Consider the following 17,431-nt stretch of genomic DNA (forward strand, 5'->3'; position numbering starts at 1 on the left):
CCAACCTGTCGCCGCTCTGCGACTGTTCCCTTCGTCCTGGGTGAGCGGGATTCTCGTGCGCTGCCACTCACAGCGCCTATGCAAAAAGGTGAAATATGTCGACGACAATCACGGTAACCTCTGCGGCCGAGCTGAATCAGGCTCTGTCACAGGCGTCAGGTGGGGAAACGATACTGCTTGCGGCGGGGGACTATGGCCGCGTGAACATAAAAACGCAGTATGCATCAAACGTAACGATCAAGTCGGCGGACCCGAACACACCCGCTGAAATCTCGGAACTGAGAGTGACCGGCGCTTCGAATGTCACGTTCGAAGACGTGATTTTCGACTATACCTTCAGCGGGCAAGCAAAGAGCTATAGCCCCTTTCAGATCAGAAGCAGTTCCAACATCACGATCAAGGATTCGATCTTCGCTGGTGATGTGGCATCAGGGGTATCCGCGGTAGATAACGGCTATGGCACGGGTAACGGGCTGTACGTCCGGGGCAGTTCAGACGTTGTCGTTGAAAACAACGAGTTCTTTGACTGGCGTGTGGGCGTACATGTAAGCGCCAGCAGCGACGTGGCGGTCTCGGGTAACAATATCCATTCGATCCGGGCCGACGGAATGTATCTTGACGGCAATCAGGGCATTCTTGTCGAAGGCAACTATCTTCACGATTTCGAACGTTCGTTCCAATCCGGAGATCACGCCGACTTCATCCAGGTCTCCAAGACCCATAGCCCAAGCAGCGATGTTACCATACGCGGAAACATCATTGACATGGGGGCCGGTGACTATGCTCAGGCGATTTTCATGGGAAATGCCGGCACCAACCCCAATGATCCCGCCTTGTTCTATAAGAACGTCCTGATCGAAGATAACGTCATCTTCAATGCACATACGCACGGTATCTCCGTGGGGAGTGCGCAGGATGTGACAATCAGCAACAACACGGTTCTGGCAGTGCCCGGTCAGCTGACAGGCGGTGTGTCGATCCCGGCGATCCGGGTCGGCGGCGCGTCACAGAACGTCACGATTGACCAGAACGTCACGTCCGAAGTCATCGGCTACAACAGTCAGCCCAGCTGGAATGTCACCAGCAACGTGTATGTCCAGAATACGAACCCGAATGCGCCGAACTACTACAACGACGTGTTCACGATCTATGCGACCGGCGCGCAGGACGGCTACAATCAGTTTGGTGTCCAGCCAGGTAGTGTCATTGACACGACGGGCGCGGGCTCGGATCTGGTGCAGCAGTTTCCGATGTCATACGACTCATGGGTTGGTACCGGCACAACCGGGTCAACTGGTTCGAATACCGGCACAACCACTCCGGACACCGGAACGACGACCCCGGATACCGGAACGACAGTCCCGGACACCGGAACGACGACCCCGGATACCGGAACGACAGTCCCGGATACCGACACGAACAGCCGCGATACCGGGACGACGACTCCGGATACTGGCACAACCACTCCGGACACCGGGGCGACGACCCCGGATACTGGCACAACCACTCCGGACACCGGGACAACAACCCCGGATACTGGCACAACCACTCCTGACACCGGGACGACAACCCCGGACGCAGGGCAAGGCTTCGGCATGGTCTTTGATGACTACGTTCTCGATATCGCCAACCTGCCGGGCAGCGGCCAGGCCGCTCTGAAAGGGGATGCAACCGTTACCAATTCAGCGTCCGGTCCGGCGATTCAGTTGGACGGTCAGGATGACTTCGTGAAACTTGGCCGGCTGAAGGAATTCGAATCTTCAGAGCAGATCGCCTTTACGGTCGAATTCACCAGGGATGAGGCCGATGGCAGCGCCCAGCGTCTTGTTTGGAACCACACAAATATCGGCCTCACGCTTACGGGCGACGGGCTGATCGCGCATGTGGCCAACGAAGACGCCAAGTTCAACAAAGGCTTCAAGGCGTTTGACCTGGGTCTGAACGATACGGATACGCATGAAATCTCGCTTCTGGTGGACCAGAATGCGGATCGGCTTCAGGTGATCGTGGATGACGAAGTTGTCATCGATGAAAGTGGAGTTGATTTCGACTTTGTCGGCGGCCGTGAATACGGGTGGACACTCGGAACCCCATGGGGTCGCGACGTTGATGGCGAAATCAGCGCCTTTGCGATCGACGATGAGGTTCAGTTTGTCGATACGTCCCCGTTGTATGACGGGCTGATCGCTTGATGTTCAAATTCTGAACAATTTGGAATCTTCCACCTGAATTGTTTTTGCGGGGCGCACAAAGTGGCGCCCCGTTTACGTTTGCCGGGCCATAGTGCTGGTCAAATCGGATTGCGTACCGCCAACTGCGCTGAGCAACGGTATTATCGAGCTCAGTCTGTGACGCGACAGGGGAGGCGCAAGCTTTGCACTCACCCGGGTATCAGGAAGCAAATCGCAGTGACCGATCCGCCAATTTGTGGCGCAGGCAGCAACGATATTGCATAGTAACAATTGTTTGCATTCGGAAAGGTACTGGATGAAGACCTTTGCAGTTAGTCTGATTTCTGAAGGCAATTTTTCTTTGCCGGGGCAGCAAGGGCTCTGGCCGCGCGGGGGAACCGGCCCCATGAATTCAGGCACAGGAGGCATGTAAGTTTCAGTGGTGGCATCGCCGGATATGACAAGAGTGGTGCAGACGACATCCAGGCCGTTTGTCATACCTCTGCTTATTTTCGGCTTCATTCTTCCGTTCTATTTCGGAATCGCCGGAATGCAGATCAGTATTTACCGCCTGGTATTACTGATCTTTTTTGTTCCGGCGATGATACGCTGGCTTGACGGTTCGGGGCGGTTCTATGCACCGGATTTTCTTATTATTGGCTTTGCATTGTGGGGTGGCCTGGCGATCCTGTTCCACCACGGTTTTGCCAGATGGGAATACATTGGAATTGCCTTTGTCGAGACGCTCGGCCCGTATTTTATCGCACGCTGGATGATACGGGACGCGTATGCCTTTCGCGTCTTTGCTGTCTGGATGCTTGTCGTGATCGCGATAATGCTGCCATTCAGCCTCCATCAGTTTGTTGCCGACAGGTCTCTGATACTTGAGTTTTTCGCCAATATCGGCAGGGTGCCAAAGGTCATCCACGATGCGCCCCGACTGGGATTTTACAGGGCGCAGGGATCGATGCCCCATCCTATCCTGTTTGGCATTTTCTGCAGCGTGGCGTTTTCCCTGACATGGTATGTTCTTGGATATGACAAAGGGCTGACCTACAAAGCCCCCCGGATTGGAATAGTGCTTGCTGCGACCTTTACGTCTCTCTCGTCGGGGGCGTGGCTCTCCATCGCGGTCCAATTCGCATTGATGACCTGGAAGGTCGTTCTTGCCTCTCTCAAGAAGAAGTGGAACCTTCTGCTCTATCTCTTCGCAGGGATGTATGTGCTTGTTGATATCGTTGCGACCAGGCCTCCGATTCAGATCTTTGTGGCCTATCTAACCCTCAGAAAGTCCACCGCTTGGTATCGAATTCACATTTTTACCAATGCCACTGACGATGTTATGAGAAGCCCGATACTTGGGATCGGGCTGAACACCTGGACGCGGCCACGATGGATGTTCGGAGGAAGTATCGATAACTTTTGGTTGGTCGTGGCCATGCGCTATGGGTTGCCGGCGCTCGCCCTAATTCTTACCGCGGTATTGTTGATCTACCTGAAGATAGGCCGGGCCCAGTTGTCCGGGCGACTGGCAAGCTACCGATTGGGGTATCTTTTTGCCTTGACCGGAATTTGTGTTGCGGCCGTTACAGTCCACCTTTGGGAGTCAACATATTGCCTTTTGATGTTCATGCTGGGGGCGGGCCTTTGGATGGTTGATGCGCAGGACGAAAGCGATCAGCCGGAACCGCGTCAGAAACCGCGTAACCCGCGGCAGATAAGATATACTCGATTTGGGCCGACGAAAGCGCAGCCGGATAGCTGAAAGCGGTAAGGCGCACGGCGCTGGGGAAACTGTACAAAGGGAATTCGACGGGTGTCAGCTCAGCCAGAAAAGATCATGACCGATGCCGGGATTGGCCGTAAGCCAAAGCGGTCGAACTTTCGAAAGGCCGTCACCCAGGTCCCCATCTCGTTCCGCAAGAACTATGGCCTTCTGACAAACCCCGAACTGTGGCGGATGCTGCCGTTGTTCCTGGCCTGCAGGCGCAGCGCCAAAGGTTCCGGGAAGCTTCAGCACAAGATTTTTGTCGGAACGCACCACAAGGCGATGACGACCTATTTCAAGGCGGTGCTCAGGCTGCTGGCCTTTGGTCTGGGGGAACGGTTCGAGGATATCTCGCGGCAGGCACCAAACCCGAAGGCACGGGTTTTTCTGTCGATACACAGCCAGACGCCGCTGTCCGGGATCGGACCATACCGGGGCATTCACATCATGCGCGATCCACGCGACATGATCGTGTCCTCTTATCATTACCATCTGTGGACGAACGAGCGGTGGGCCCATGTGCCCGATGAAAACGGGCAAACCTATCAGGAAAAGCTGCAGGCGGCGGACAAAACCGAAGGCTTGTTCATGGAGATCCGGCATTTCATCTTTTTCAGCCGCGAAACGCTTGAAAACTGGGATCTGGATGACCCCGATATCCTTGAGGTCCCATATGACGCCCTGATGGGTGATCAGCGCGATGCGCTTTATGCCGAGATGTTCACGTTCCTGGGGCTCAGCGGCACGGCGCATGAGCTGGGCGTTCGCCTGATGCGTCTGTTCGAGGCCGGAAAACGCACCAGGGTCTCGGCCACCAAAACCAACGAGCGCGCGCATATTCGCAGCGGGCGCAGCGGGCAGTGGAAGGATGAGCTGGAGCCCCAGCATCTGGCCTATATCGAACAGGAGCTGGGGCATATTCTGGATAAGTTCGGGTATGCCCGTTCATCTGCCGATGGGCCGAAGGACGTGGTGTAAACGGTACTCAGCGCAGTGGTAAGACGCGTTTCCTGATCATGCCCGCCGCGCGGCGCAAACGTCGGGCAGCCGGCATATGTCCGGCAAATATCGCGTCAATCTCAGCCTGGTTCATATCCGCGCGCAGGGATGTGCGGGGACGCAGAAAGGCGGTGTCGTCCATATAGCCCGCATCACTTGAAAACGCTGCCCTGTAACCGTTCCTGTGCAGGGCGCGCAGGACGCGGGCGTTGTATTTGCCGAACGGTATGCCGGCCTCGGTCACCGGGCGGCCGCATAACGCCTGCAGCATATCGCGTGACCGGACAATCTCCCGCTCAAGCGCGGCCGCGTCCAGATCGCTCCAGGCGACATGCGCAATCCCATGGGTTCCAACCCCCATCCCGGCCGCCAGCAAGGCCGGAATGTGGTCGCCCGCCAGCGATCCGGGCGCATCCAGCCGCCCCGTCAGAACAAAAAACCGCGCGGTCAGGCCCCGCTGCGTCAGGGCGGGCAGGGCGATCTCATAATCTGACAGGTTGCCGTCATCGAAGGTCAGAACGAAAGCTGACGGATCAGGGCTGGCCGCCACCCGGTCCAGTATTTCCGTAAACTGCGCCTCTGACAGCCAATAGGGGGCCTCGCCATCCTCCAGCCCGCGCGCCGGAGGGCCTATGCCGTGAAAGTTGAGACCGATCCGCCGCGCCATATCAGGATTTCAGCATTCTGTGCAGGGTTTCGGCCAGATTGACCAGATCAGCCCCAATCCCGTCTGGCCGGGCTTCGTAAGGGCCGGATGCGGTGGCCTCGGTGCCGCCTGTTCGCAGTTTGAAACGGGTGACGCTTGGATTTGCCTCGGCGTCGATCCCGCCCAGATCGAAACATCGCGCCCCCCGCTCGCGGCAATACAGCATGGCCTGCCACATCAGGTAGTGCCCGGCATTAAGCCGCCGCCCGGCATCGGATGTGGCGCCAAACAGGTAGGTTGCGTTCGGCCCGGACACGCCGATCGTCATCGCGCCGATGTCTTCGCCGTCCTTGCGCGCAATCAGAACGTCATGGTCGAAATCCGGCCCCGTCAGCGCATAGTAGAATTCCGGGGGGATGTCGGGCTGAAACCCTTTGGCGTCCCGCACCTGTTCGTAAAGCCGTGAAAAGCGGTCCGACAGGTCCCGGAGAGGGCCGGTTTCAAGCTCAAGCCCCGCCTTCAGCGCGTTGCGCAGAGGATTGCGCCACTTGCCATGCAGGGCCCGCATCAGGCTGTCATCATCCCGATCCGGGTCGATCAGAACCGTCCGGTATGGGTCGGCCCGCCGGGTCGGCGAAAACCCTGCGCGGAGGATTGCGTCCTCGGAAAGCGACACCTGTACCGGAAACCGCAGGCGCAGGACATGGCCCGCGGCGTGCATGTGATCGCGAAGCCCGGACAGGATGGCCTGGATTATGTCAGGGCCGGGTTCCGGCCGGTCAGCGGCCTGTGTCAGCGGCCCGGCTGCAATCCAGGCGATGCCCCGGTTCAGAACCGGAACCTTTTTGATCCTCAGACAGGCGGCGGCAACAGGTTTGTCCTGCGCGTCGTACAGGGCCACGAATTCCGCCGATGCCCCGATGCGCCGTGCGGCGGCCTGCGCATAGGTCAGGCTCTGCTCGTAGGTCAGGTCATCGAACAGGCAGCTGATCCCGGGCCAGTCTTCAGGCGCGACCGGGCGCAGAGAAAGTGTGCCATGCGCCATCAGACGGTCACCCCGGTTGCCGGGCGCGCAAGCAAACCTGCCATGGCGGCCTCATCCTCCGCGGAAAGCGGCCTGGACGGGTTCAGGGTGAATTTCTTTGGAACAGGGTCTTGTTTCAGGGGCAGGGCGGGGACATTGCGATCGGCAAGAAACCGGGCGACGCCGGCCAGAATGTCCCGGGGATCGGCACAGAGCGCTGCGTAATCGACCCTGAAATGGCGGTCCGCTCCGACATGGGCGCAGTCACGCCCGATGTCCTGGGCCACGCCCGTGACCTGCCGGCAGGCGCGTTCGATTTCCGTATCACCCCCGGCGTTCGAAGGGCGCACGGACCACCAGTCCTGCTGATCCCGCTGCGGGCCCTTGTTGCGCCGCTGCGCCCGGATGATGGATCTGGCGGTGTCTCTGGCGTCGCGCTGGACCTCCAGAAACAGGCAGCCGGGGAACAGGGCATCCAGCAACCGTACGCGGTTCGAATGCATCACGTTCTTATTGACGAAGGGTGCGGCAGACAGGGCCGACATGCCAGCCAGCGTTGCCCGGATCTCATCAACCGGCAGGTCCGCAAGCCTGCTCTCATCCACCCAGGGACCGTCTTCCAGCCAGCGTTGCCAGATCCACCCGCCTTCGTTCGGGGCAGCCCAGCCCGAAATATGGCCATAGTCGCTTTGATATGCCGGTTTATGCCGAGAGATGAAGGGGCGCCCAAGCTTTGTGGCGGCCAAAGGTGTCCTGAAAAACCGGTGCGCCAGATTGGTGAAATAGGCAAACCGGAACTGCGTGACCATGAGTTCGTAAAACAGCGATGTTCCCGACCGCGGGGCGCCCAGAATGAAAATGTGGGGCCATTCCGCCTCGGCCTGCCGGGCAAGCATCTGCGCCTCAAGCGGAGACAGAACGGTATGCACCGTCGCGCGCAGGGCGGATTTGGCCAGTGCCTTCATGCCGCCATCCCGGCGTCAGGCTGTGGCGGGGTCTGCCCTTTTGGTTGACGGAACAGGGCCCCAAGCAAAAACGCAAACCGGGCGCGCCAGGCCTGCGCCCCCTTATGGCCGGGCCGGATCAGGCCGAGAGGCAAGAACCAGACCGCGCGCAACAGATCCGCCAATACCATCAGCCCGGTTCCCAGCCACGCAACCGCAGGCCCCCGCGTGAAACGCAGGAAAAGAATATGCCCTTTGGCGATTTCGACGGACTTCCAAGGGGATGTCTGACCGGTCGATACCGCCCCGTAATGCATGAGGCGAACCTCGGGGTTATAGCGCACTTTCAGACCGGCCTGCCGGACCCGCCAGCACCATTCGGATTCCTCGCTATACATGAAAAACCGGTCATCCATCATGCCGACCTTCCCGACGACCTCTTGCGCAAGCATCATGAAACACCCGGCGACAACCTCGACATCCTGTGCGGTGTCGCGCGCCAGAGAGGCATAGCGCTGATCCCCGAACAGCCGGCTGCGCCGCAGGATGCGATTTGGTACGACAAGGCCCCAGAACAATTTGCTGAGCGACACCTCGCGAAACAAGGTCGGCTGCTGTGTTCCGTTTTCAAGCGACACATGCCCGCTCAGGATGCCAACATCCGGGTTGTCCTGCATATACGTCACCGCGCGCTCAAGCGTGCCGTCATACACCAGCGCATCGGGGTTGAGGACCAGCAGATAGCGCCCACGGGCCCGCCTTATGCCGACATTGTTGCCCCAGGCGTATCCGCCGTTATGACCGGCCGCCAGAACCGTTATCTGTGGGAAGGCTGCGCGCAATGCCTCGACACTGCCGTCCCGTGAATCGTTGTCGACCACGATCACTTCGACATCCAGACGGCCCGGATGATCCAGAACCGACTGTATCGCCTTCGATGTCACGTCACATGTCTTGTAATTCACGATGATGACGCTGAGATCGGGTTGGGAAGGGGCTGAGATTACCATCGTCCGGGGGTATCTCTTAAATGGACCCTCAACATTGCGCTACTGGCATCCCGATGTTTTGGGTTTGTACATTCGTTCTGGGTCTTTCAGGCATGACGGTGTTGAAATTGTGAAGAGCCTTAATCGGGACATACAACTTAGCCCTGTTAGATGTTTTCATTATTACGCTGCTGAGAGAAATGTCGACGCATTCGCCCAATCAGCCCTAAAACTGCGCTCTCTACGCCCTCGGGCTGTTTGCACAGGTACCAAAGCAACAGATGTGTGCCCAAATAGGCCCCGGCCCCTACCAGAACCTTCACGATGAACCGGAACCGCAACAGGGGCAGGTCATCAAAGGATGTATACGCCCAACCGATCACCTCGGTGCTGCCATAGGCGCTGCCGACAAACAGGACGGCGGCGATCATGACCAGCGTCGAGATAAAGGACCGCCAGGCAACGGTCAGAGGTCCGGCAAAGGTGCGTTTGCCATATCGTTTCGCCAGGAAAAGGGTGGTCATGATGGCGGCGGCGCTGCCGGCCCCGGCCCCTGCCAGTGCCCCGGTAAAGCCGTACTGAACCCCGATCCACATGAGCAGGCAGACAAGCGCCAGAAGGAAGGTGTTGCGCACAAGCAAAATCCTGGTCGATCCCTCGACATATGAGGCGGACTGGACATTCTCCTGCAGGGTTTCCAGCGCCTTCAGGGGGGCGAGAACCCATATGACCTGCGCCGCGCCCAGCCATTGCGGGCCCAGCACCACGATGACGACATGGTTGGCCACAAGCGCCATCCCGACCGAAACGGGCAATACGATTGCAAGCAGCAATTCGTTCAGCCGGTTAAAAGTCTCGTCCTGCCGGTTGGTATTGCGCGAGATATCCGCAAGCCCGGGATACAGCACGCGTTGCAGCGGAGCGAACAGCTGCGTTGTGACTAGCGTGCTCAACCGGTTTCCCAGCCGGAAAACCCCGGCATCCGAAAGCCCTAGTGTCGCGCCAACGATAAGTTGCGGCATATTTCTGGAAAAGAACTGGGCGACCAGGGCGCCGGTTGACCAGATCGAAAACGAAAAACAGTCCTTCCAGCGCGCCAGCGACAATCGCGGAACCATCGGGGCAAAGCTGAAGGTCCAGATGCAGCGCGTGGTCAGGGCGCAGAAATTGGCAACGACGATCGCCCAGAAATCCCCCCAGTACCAAGCCAGGCTGATCGCGATGATCGAATATATGACCCGGCTCAGGGTTTCTTCTCCGGCAGCGAAGCTGAAGCGCAGATTGCGTTCGTACAGAACGAAACGGGGGCTTTTTACGGCAACGATCAGAGACAGCACACAAAGAAGCGGCGTCAGCGGTGCCAACTCGGGCAGCCCGATGAAGGTGACAAAGGGTTGGGACGCATAAAACAGCAATCCCGCAGCAACGCCGAGGATCACCTGAAAGGTGAATACCGTTTCGAGATGTTGGGGCGTGGCATCGTCGAGCCGTATGAGAACATTCGAGATCTGCCGCTGCATCATTTCAAGAAAGGCGGTGGCGACAAGGAAATAGGCGGCAATACCAAAATCCGTGGGCGTCAAAAGCCGTGCGGTCACTATCAATGTGATCAACCCGAGGACCTGCCGAAACAGACTGGACGCGAGCATTGTCGTTGCCCCCACCGCAAGAGCAGAGGTGCGGAAGGATGAACTTTTATTCGGAACAGGATTGGGCGGCTGCTTCAAAATGTTCTAACTTTCCATACTCATTACAAACAACGCTTTAGCGCATCAGAGGTTTCAATTCCACGTTCCTTGGAGTTGGTTCAAAGGCGGGAATCACCTCAGAAGCCGGAAAACTCTGCTTACCGCTGGTCCAAAAAACGGGCATCGCTCCAACCATCATACACCGACTCTCTCCGTGGTTGAGAAAACTTAAAGCCGAGTCGAACGCGCTGCTCGCCGCCAGTGCGGATGAGGGAATGGAAGCTGGAAAGGCGCGCTTTGCGCCTCATGGCCACCTGCCGGAGCGCGACGTCATGACCGGACTCGCTCTTCAACCATTTGACGCCTGCACCATTTGGCGACTTCAATTGCCAGCCCGCCGCTCCACTCTGCGTTCGAAGCCTGCGGTCGCTGTAATACCGCGTGGAAGGCGGACGTGGTCGTGGTGTATCTGTCCCATGGGGCGTCCGTTCACTCCACCGGTTAGAGCACGCCATCAAACCCAGGGATCAGCCATCCGGCGAAGGTTTCTCATGCTCTGCGGATTGCCATGATCGACTTGGTCATAAGCGCAAAACGCTCTTTTTCGATGCGCGCGTCGGGGAAGAGTTTGCACATAATGCCTTTGGAAATAATCTTAATATAGTCGCCTCGTCCCATTGCGCGCTCGAAATCGACCTTCGGTACGTAGCCAAGAGACGTGCGTTGGAAGAGCCCGACCCGGAGCGGGCCGGGGAGCCAATGAACGAAGGGTCGGCCATAATGTGGATCAACAGGAAACCAGAAGTTCGGTGTTTGAACAAAATACGCCCGGCCGACACGCCGGACCTCGTGGGCAAAGGAGATCATGTTCGTGTATGATCCGACATGTTCCACAACCGAGTTCGAGTGAACCAAGTCGAAAGACCCATCTTCAAACTCCGGCATGTTGCATGCGTCTCCGGTTGCGCACTCGACCAACAACCCGTCGACCGTGTTATCGAACTGAGCCAGATCCTTATCGAAATTCAGCACAGTGACAGACACCCGGCTGCGCAGTTCCATGGGGAGCAGCTTCCAGTAACGCGCGCGACCGCCCGCATCCAGAATCTTAATATTGGCGCGATCTGCAAGAAGTTCGCGTATCAGACGCTCCACATGTACAAATCGCTTTCCGCGAAAACGCTGTTGCGCAGCAAGAAACAATTGGCTTTTTTTCACCTAACTCTCCAAAAATTGCTTAAATAGTCCCGGTTTAAGGCGCGGTTCTGGAACCACAATCGTAAAATAATCCCGGCTTCCGCGCGACATTTCAATACGGGATTCCAGATACAGAAGATCAAGCGGCCTGACCCCCGTAATATGCCGCAAAATTCATGGCTTGATCCGCGTGAGATAGGCAATCCCGTTTCGGGACAATGTACCCGATATCACAGAGTGCGGAATGCAACGCATTCGCCGGTTCAACTCGCAAACAAAGAAGCCGCCTACGAGCCTGATCGGCGGCGCCGCTTTCCGCCGCGCTACAATAGCCCGACAGCGGCAATCGTATACCTGAACTAATTCAGGGCATTCCTTTCATCGCCGGGACCAAGCAACTTTACCGTGCCGCCCGATCAGCCCGTCACCAACTTTTGGACATATCTCTGTGCCCAGAGAAGCTATGTATCTCGTAGCGGTGCGTTGAATTCTGTTTAAAAGTGTATTCTCAATCGGTGTCATGAGTTGGACACTCAATACGCAAGGAAGCCAGGCGCACGGTGATTTGAATTTTCTACGGCTACGGCTGGAAATTGGTTCTGAGTTAATGATGGTGTAGCAGTATGAAGATTGCGATTTTCGGGTTGGGCTATGTGGGGTTCACGGCGGCGTGTTGCCTGACCCGCGAGGGACATGAAGTGATCGGCGTTGATGTGAATGCCGACAAGGTCGCGGAAATCAACTCCGGGCAACCTCCGATCAAGGAACCAAAAGTGGCCGGGCTGCTGACCGAAGCGCTCGGCAAGAACCTGATCCACGCCACTGTTGATATTCCGGACCCGTCCGATGTGGACCTGGCCATTGTCTGTGTTGGCACACCCAGTTCGACCGATGGCTCGCATAACATGAACTTCGTGGCCGAAGTGACCCGCCAGATCGCCGCGGCCGTTTCACCGGACCGGGCGCGGCCGCTGACGGTGGCCTATCGCTCTACCTTCCGGCCCGGCACGGTGCGGCAACTGATCGAGCCGATATTCCGGAATTGTCTGGGGGACCGGACGGCGCAGGCGGTCGAGATTGTCTATAACCCCGAATTTCTGCGCGAGGCTTCGGCGGTGGATGATTTCTTCAACCCGCCCAAGATCGTTGTCGGTACCGCAGATGGCAGCCGGTCCGCGGTGATGGACGAGATGCACGAAGGTCTGGACGCCCCGGTGTTCTACACCGCCTATGAAGAGGCCGAGATCACCAAATTCGTCGACAACACCTGGCATGCGACCAAGGTGGCTTTCGCCAATGAGGTGGGCCGGATCTGTCACCGGATGGGCGTTTCGGCGAAAACCATGCACGAGATTTTCGTCTCGGACACCAAGCTGAATATCTCGTCTTATTACACCCGCCCGGGGGGCGCGTTCGGGGGATCGTGCCTGCCCAAGGATGTCCGCGCGCTGCAACATATCGCGGGTGAGGTGGGCGCGCATACGCATCTGATCGACAGCCTGTTGCGTACCAATGACGCGCATAAGACCTATCAGGTGCAGGACATCATGACCCGGCTGCCCGAAGGGGGCAGGGTGCTGATGGCGGGGCTGGCCTTCAAGGCCGGAACCGATGATCTGCGCGAAAGCCCCAATGTCGATATCGCCCGGCGGCTGCTGGACGCAGGTCATCAATTGTCGGTCTATGATCCGGCGATCGAACCGGCCGATCTGCGCGGGCAGAACCTGGGCTATGCCTTTACCCATCTGCCCAATGTGGGCAGCCTGCTGGTGGATCGTGCCACGGCCGAAGCCGGGCCCTGGGATCTGGTGATCGGCTCGAACCGGATCGTGAATGACTTGACCCTTGGGACTGCAGAGGTGGTGAGAACCTATGAATATGACTAGCGCACCCTCCGCCGTTCAGCCGGTCTCGTTCGAGGAGCTGCGTCAGAGCCAGCCCCTGAAGGGGCTGAAGGTTCTGATCGTGGTGGAGAACCTGCCCGTCCCCTTCGACCGCCGCGTCTGGATGGAGGCGCGCACGCTGGCCGCAGCCGGCGCGCTTGTGTCGGTCATCTGTCCCACCGGCAAGGGGCACGAGGAACGCGTCTGGGAAGATGAAGGCATCAGGGTCTATCGCCACCCTCTGCCTTTGGATGCCAGCGGGGCGCTGGGATATCTGCTGGAATACGGCGCGGCGCTGTTCTGGGAAAGCTGGCTGGCGCTGAAGATCAAGTTTTCGCGCGGCTTTCACGTCATCCATGGCTGCAACCCGCCCGATCTGATCTTTCTGGTGGCGCTGCCCTTCAAGCTGTTCGGCGTGCGTTATCTGTTCGATCACCATGACATCAACCCCGAGCTTTACGAGGCCAAGTTCGACAAGCGCGGCTTTTTCTGGAAGCTGATGAAGACATTCGAACGGCTGACCTTCGCCTCGGCGCGGGTGTCGATTGCGACCAATGAAAGCTATCGCAGGATCGCCATCGAACGCGGCGGCATGGCGCCCGAGGATGTCTTTGTCGTCCGTTCCGGCCCCGATCTGAGCCGGTTGCAGCATCTGCCCCCCAACCCGGACTGGCGCAACGGGCGCAAGTACATGGTGGGTTATGTGGGTGTGATGGGTGATCAGGAAGGCATCGACCTGCTGCTGGAATCCGTGGCGCATCTGGTGCAGGTCCAGGGGCGCGAGGATATTCAGTTCTGTCTTGTGGGCGGCGGCCCCAGCCTGGACAAGCTGCGGGAACAATCCGCCGCGATGGGCCTGTCGGATTACGTCACCTTCACCGGCCGCGCACCGGATCACGATCTGTTCGAGGTCCTGTCGACCGCGGATGTCTGCGTGAACCCGGACCGGGTGAACGAGATGAACGACAAATCCACCATGAACAAGATCCTCGAATATATGGCCTTCGAAAAACCGATCGTTCAGTTCGACGTGACCGAAGGCCGCTATTCGGCACAGGAAGCCTCGCTTTACGCCAAGGCCAACGACCCGGTGGACATGGCCGACAAGATCACCGCGTTGCTGGCGGATGAAGAACGCCGCGCCGCCATGGGCCGCTATGGCCGGGCGCGGGTCGAGGCCGAGATGGCCTGGCCTCATCAGGTGCCGGCCCTGATCGCCGCCTATAAGCGGATCTGGAAAAGGTAGGGGCGCGCGCGGCCTCTATTTCACGGCCTGTTTGGTCTTGACCGGTTTCTGCCGTTTGTACCGGTGGCGCAGTTTCATCGCCGGTGCCTCAATCAGATGCCAGGACAGTACAGCACAGATCAGGGTGAAGGGCAGGGAAACGGCAATATTGATGACGGGTGCCGTTACGCCGGATTGTGCGACCAATTGCTGGATCGGAAACGCATAGATATAGACGCCGTAAGAATAGTCGCCCAATCGGTTGTAAAGCAAAAGCCGGGGCGTTGGGGCATACCCGAAGAAGAACACGGCATAAGACAGGCTGACTGCAAACACGGGCATGAATACAGGTGTGAACCAGGCCGCGACCGTCACGGCCGTTGCCCCGGCAAGCATCGTCCAGGACAGCGGTATGCGGTGGCGGAAAAGATAGAAAATCATCCCGGTCAGGAACGGCAACCCAAGCCGCGCAAGCTGTTCGATGCGTGGGTTCAGCTCAAATATCATCGTCGCGGCGTAGGCGCACAGGAACACCAGGGTCACGCCGACAAAGGCTTTGCGGTTCCCAAGCAGCCCGAGCATTCCGCACAGGAAGACGCCGGCGTAACAGGTGACCTCGTATGACAGGGACCAGAGCGAACCATTGATCCCGCCGCCGCCGGGATTTCCGACGAAGACGCCGGGCAGCGGGTATTTCAGATTGAACAGCAAAATATTGCGGATGAAATATTCGCCCGTCGCGGCCCAGTAGACGGAAGGGGCCGCTTCGGTCAGCAGCAGCCCGGCCACCAGAATGGTGATGATCAGCACCGTGGCAAGGGCAGGGAACAGGCGCAGGGCCCGGGCGATCAGGAATGATTTCGCCGACGGTGTCCGGTCAAAACTGCGGGTGATGAAGAACCCGGAAATGGCGAAGAAGATCCAGACGCATACGGTGCCCAGAGCCATGCCGTGCAACAGGGATTCCAGAGGTTGACTGGCGTCGATGCCCCGGCTCAGAGGATAGGCATGTGAGACCAGCACTCCGGTGGCGGCCAGAATGCGGATCAGATTGAAATTGTTGTCCCGCCCATCCGCCCGGTCCGAAATCCTGAGCGATGATTGTCCGGAAAGGGAATGTGAAACCTGATGTGTCATCGGCAACCCAAGATCAAAACGGCACAAATTGTGGCAGGCGGTTCAGGCTGGGTTCCATGAACCGCTGAAGCCGCGCATCTGCGTCGGCCTCGGTTTCCCCGGGGCGGATCGGGGTCACAAAGCGGACCAGCGCGCCATCGGTGCGGCCCATGGTGAACCCATCCTGAACGACGCTTATCTTGGCGCGGAAATCGTTGACGATGCGTTTGCCGCGCTGTTCGAACCAATAATAGACCAACTGCTTCGACAGCTCTTTCTGGATCACCGCGCGGTTCACCGTGAAGCTGCCATATGGGGTGTTGCCGGGATTGATCCCATAGGGTTCGAGGCTGAAGATTTCCCAACCGCCGACCGGCAGGCAGACCTCGGGCGAGTGGATGCCGTCGCCGTCGGTCTGTTTGTCGTAGAAGGCCACGAACATGTTCACGTAATCGCCGGACCCGGTGTCGATATAGGTGGCATTGAGATAATCGCTGGCCCCCAGCGTCTGTTCGACCTGCGGATCGAGGCTGGTTGTTGAGCCTGACCAGTCTCCGAGCTGTCGCGGGTAAAGGACAAACGGGTCCCGCTCGATGGGCCGCACCTCCGAGGCGGGCCGCAGGGCCCAGGCTGTTGACACCGCCAGCGTCAAAATGGCCGCCGTTGCCAGCGCCACCGAGGCGCGGATGCCAAAGAGGCGCAGCGCGACGGGGCCAAAACCTTCGGTATCCAGATCGATGGCCTCGGCAAAGGGCTTCGGGTCGGGGGCCAGCCGTTGCAGCCCGAGCGCCATGAGAAACAGAACGGCCACGCAGAGCAGAAAGATAATCCAGCCCTCGAAGAAATGCATGAACCCCTCGGCCTGTTCGATGCCGTTATGATTGACCAGAACGCCGATCACCCCGATGCGGATGGAATTCATCAGCACCGTCAGCGGCGCGGCAGAGACCAGCAGAACCACCTTGTGCCAGATCGGGCCACGATAGAGCAGGGCGAACAGGTACGAGAAGCTGAGGATCGGGAACAGATAGCGCAGCCCCGAACAGGCTTCGGCCACCTGCAGCTTGTAGACGCCGAGGTCGATGACATTGCCTTCGATGAAGACGGAAACGCCGGCAAGCTGGACAAACCAGACGCCCAGTTCCGACGACACCCATTGCAGGAAGATCGTGAGCTTCCAGTAGATGAACTGAGGCAGCGGCAGCATGAAGACCAGATGGATCACGGGCAACTGGTGATGTATCCCGCGGCTCCAGCCGAATACGGTCAGCATGACGCCGCCGGTCCAGATGATCATCGCATAGGTGACGATATCCGGAATGCGGGTCAGATTGCCCAGGATGGCGATGGCCAGGGCCACGGCAATGACGGCGATGCCGGGCCAGCGATCACGGACAGCCGGGTTGGGCGGTGGCATGTCCCGCAATTCGCGCAGGAACAGGTACAGCGAAATGATCGGGATCAGCGGCCCGTGGCTGTATTCCGGCGTGCTCCAGGCCGCGCCCAGTGAGACGATTCCGATCCAGAAGACAGGGAGTGACCCCAACAGCAGAAGGGCAAACCAGAACAATCCGGCCGCATTGACGTTCGGCGTGGCAGTTCCGGCTGCCCCGAAGGGCTTACCGCGCTGGTTTTGCGAATCGAAACGAAACATTGGTGACAATCATGCACACAAAAACGGGTTATTCGGTATCACCGGGGCCGGCTCCGGGCATTTTGATCGGAGATCGACACAATATGTTTGTATGGGTGCCTTTGTTCACACCCTTCGGTTCCAATCA

At 58.5% G+C, this 17,431-nt stretch carries 13 protein-coding genes; 5 read left to right on the forward strand and 8 right to left on the reverse strand.

Annotated elements, in window-relative coordinates:
- Positions 1 to 95: 95 nt before the first annotated feature.
- The 3 genes from ACXAC3_RS18825 (at position 96) to ACXAC3_RS18835 (ending at position 4,917) form a co-directional block, all read left to right on the forward strand.
- Entirely contained in the window at positions 96 to 2,192 is a 2,097-nt protein-coding gene (locus ACXAC3_RS18825) for a right-handed parallel beta-helix repeat-containing protein (protein WP_475163659.1), read from the forward strand.
- A 445-nt stretch (positions 2,193 to 2,637) separates the two neighbouring features.
- A complete protein-coding gene (locus ACXAC3_RS18830) occupies positions 2,638 to 3,936 on the forward strand; it encodes an O-antigen ligase family protein (protein WP_475163663.1) in 1,299 nt (432 codons plus the stop codon).
- 51 nt (positions 3,937 to 3,987) lie between these two features.
- On the forward strand, positions 3,988 to 4,917 hold the full coding sequence (locus ACXAC3_RS18835; protein ID WP_475163666.1) for a sulfotransferase domain-containing protein: 930 nt from the start codon (positions 3,988 to 3,990) through the stop codon (positions 4,915 to 4,917).
- A gap of 7 nt (positions 4,918 to 4,924) precedes the next feature.
- On the opposite strand, the gene ACXAC3_RS18840 is transcribed toward ACXAC3_RS18835, so the two are convergent.
- From ACXAC3_RS18840 to ACXAC3_RS18865, 6 genes are all read right to left on the reverse strand, one after another.
- Positions 4,925 to 5,605 (reverse strand): polysaccharide deacetylase family protein, encoded by a 681-nt coding sequence (locus ACXAC3_RS18840; RefSeq protein WP_475163670.1) that lies wholly within the window; start codon positions 5,603 to 5,605, stop codon positions 4,925 to 4,927.
- A gap of 1 nt (position 5,606) precedes the next feature.
- Positions 5,607 to 6,629, reverse strand: a complete 1,023-nt coding sequence (locus tag ACXAC3_RS18845) for a lipid II:glycine glycyltransferase FemX (protein ID WP_475163673.1) — start codon at positions 6,627 to 6,629, stop codon at positions 5,607 to 5,609.
- Complete coding sequence (locus ACXAC3_RS18850; protein ID WP_475163675.1) at positions 6,629 to 7,573, reverse strand: sulfotransferase; 945 nt, start codon at positions 7,571 to 7,573, stop codon at positions 6,629 to 6,631. The genes ACXAC3_RS18845 and ACXAC3_RS18850 overlap by 1 nt, the downstream gene beginning before the upstream one ends.
- Positions 7,570 to 8,562 carry a glycosyltransferase family 2 protein gene (locus ACXAC3_RS18855; RefSeq protein WP_475163677.1) on the reverse strand — a complete coding sequence of 331 codons (993 nt, stop codon included), beginning with the start codon at positions 8,560 to 8,562 and terminating at the stop codon, positions 7,570 to 7,572. Before ACXAC3_RS18855 ends, ACXAC3_RS18850 begins: the two co-directional genes overlap by 4 nt.
- Positions 8,563 to 8,708: 146 nt before the next feature.
- Positions 8,709 to 10,190 (reverse strand): oligosaccharide flippase family protein, encoded by a 1,482-nt coding sequence (locus ACXAC3_RS18860; RefSeq protein ID WP_475163680.1) that lies wholly within the window; start codon positions 10,188 to 10,190, stop codon positions 8,709 to 8,711.
- Between the two features lie 588 nt (positions 10,191 to 10,778).
- Complete coding sequence (locus ACXAC3_RS18865) at positions 10,779 to 11,447, reverse strand: class I SAM-dependent methyltransferase (protein ID WP_475163685.1); 669 nt, start codon at positions 11,445 to 11,447, stop codon at positions 10,779 to 10,781.
- 602 nt (positions 11,448 to 12,049) lie between these two features.
- On the opposite strand from ACXAC3_RS18865, the gene ACXAC3_RS18870 reads away from it, so the two are divergent.
- Positions 12,050 to 13,312, forward strand: a complete 1,263-nt coding sequence (locus tag ACXAC3_RS18870) for a nucleotide sugar dehydrogenase (RefSeq protein WP_475163687.1) — start codon at positions 12,050 to 12,052, stop codon at positions 13,310 to 13,312.
- Positions 13,305 to 14,555, forward strand: a complete 1,251-nt coding sequence (locus ACXAC3_RS18875) for a glycosyltransferase family 4 protein (protein WP_475163689.1) — start codon at positions 13,305 to 13,307, stop codon at positions 14,553 to 14,555. The genes ACXAC3_RS18870 and ACXAC3_RS18875 overlap by 8 nt, the downstream gene beginning before the upstream one ends.
- Before the next feature lie 15 nt (positions 14,556 to 14,570).
- On the opposite strand, the gene ACXAC3_RS18880 is transcribed toward ACXAC3_RS18875, so the two are convergent.
- Positions 14,571 to 15,671, reverse strand: a complete 1,101-nt coding sequence (locus ACXAC3_RS18880; protein WP_475163690.1) for an acyltransferase family protein — start codon at positions 15,669 to 15,671, stop codon at positions 14,571 to 14,573.
- A 13-nt stretch (positions 15,672 to 15,684) separates the two neighbouring features.
- Positions 15,685 to 17,304, reverse strand: coding sequence for a VPLPA-CTERM-specific exosortase XrtD (gene xrtD, locus ACXAC3_RS18885; RefSeq protein WP_475163693.1), 1,620 nt, complete (start codon positions 17,302 to 17,304; stop codon positions 15,685 to 15,687).
- Positions 17,305 to 17,431: the final 127 nt, after the last annotated feature.

Source organism: Ruegeria sp. ABV4_181 (assembly GCF_056158465.1).

Excerpts from the sequence above, each read along its gene's own strand:
- ACXAC3_RS18855 (WP_475163677.1), bottom strand. The coding sequence starts at position 8,562 with ATGGTAATCTCAGCCCCTTCCCAACCCGATCTCAGCGTCATCATCGTG.
- ACXAC3_RS18845 (WP_475163673.1), bottom strand. The coding sequence starts at position 6,629 with ATGGCGCATGGCACACTTTCTCTGCGCCCGGTCGCGCCTGAAGACTGG.
- ACXAC3_RS18870 (WP_475163687.1), top strand. The coding sequence starts at position 12,050 with ATGAAGATTGCGATTTTCGGGTTGGGCTATGTGGGGTTCACGGCGGCG.
- ACXAC3_RS18825 (WP_475163659.1), top strand. The coding sequence starts at position 96 with ATGTCGACGACAATCACGGTAACCTCTGCGGCCGAGCTGAATCAGGCT.
- ACXAC3_RS18860 (WP_475163680.1), bottom strand. The coding sequence starts at position 10,190 with ATGCTCGCGTCCAGTCTGTTTCGGCAGGTCCTCGGGTTGATCACATTG.
- ACXAC3_RS18840 (WP_475163670.1), bottom strand. The coding sequence starts at position 5,605 with ATGGCGCGGCGGATCGGTCTCAACTTTCACGGCATAGGCCCTCCGGCG.
- xrtD (WP_475163693.1), bottom strand. The coding sequence starts at position 17,304 with ATGTTTCGTTTCGATTCGCAAAACCAGCGCGGTAAGCCCTTCGGGGCA.
- ACXAC3_RS18880 (WP_475163690.1), bottom strand. The coding sequence starts at position 15,671 with ATGACACATCAGGTTTCACATTCCCTTTCCGGACAATCATCGCTCAGG.
- ACXAC3_RS18850 (WP_475163675.1), bottom strand. The coding sequence starts at position 7,573 with ATGAAGGCACTGGCCAAATCCGCCCTGCGCGCGACGGTGCATACCGTT.
- ACXAC3_RS18875 (WP_475163689.1), top strand. The coding sequence starts at position 13,305 with ATGACTAGCGCACCCTCCGCCGTTCAGCCGGTCTCGTTCGAGGAGCTG.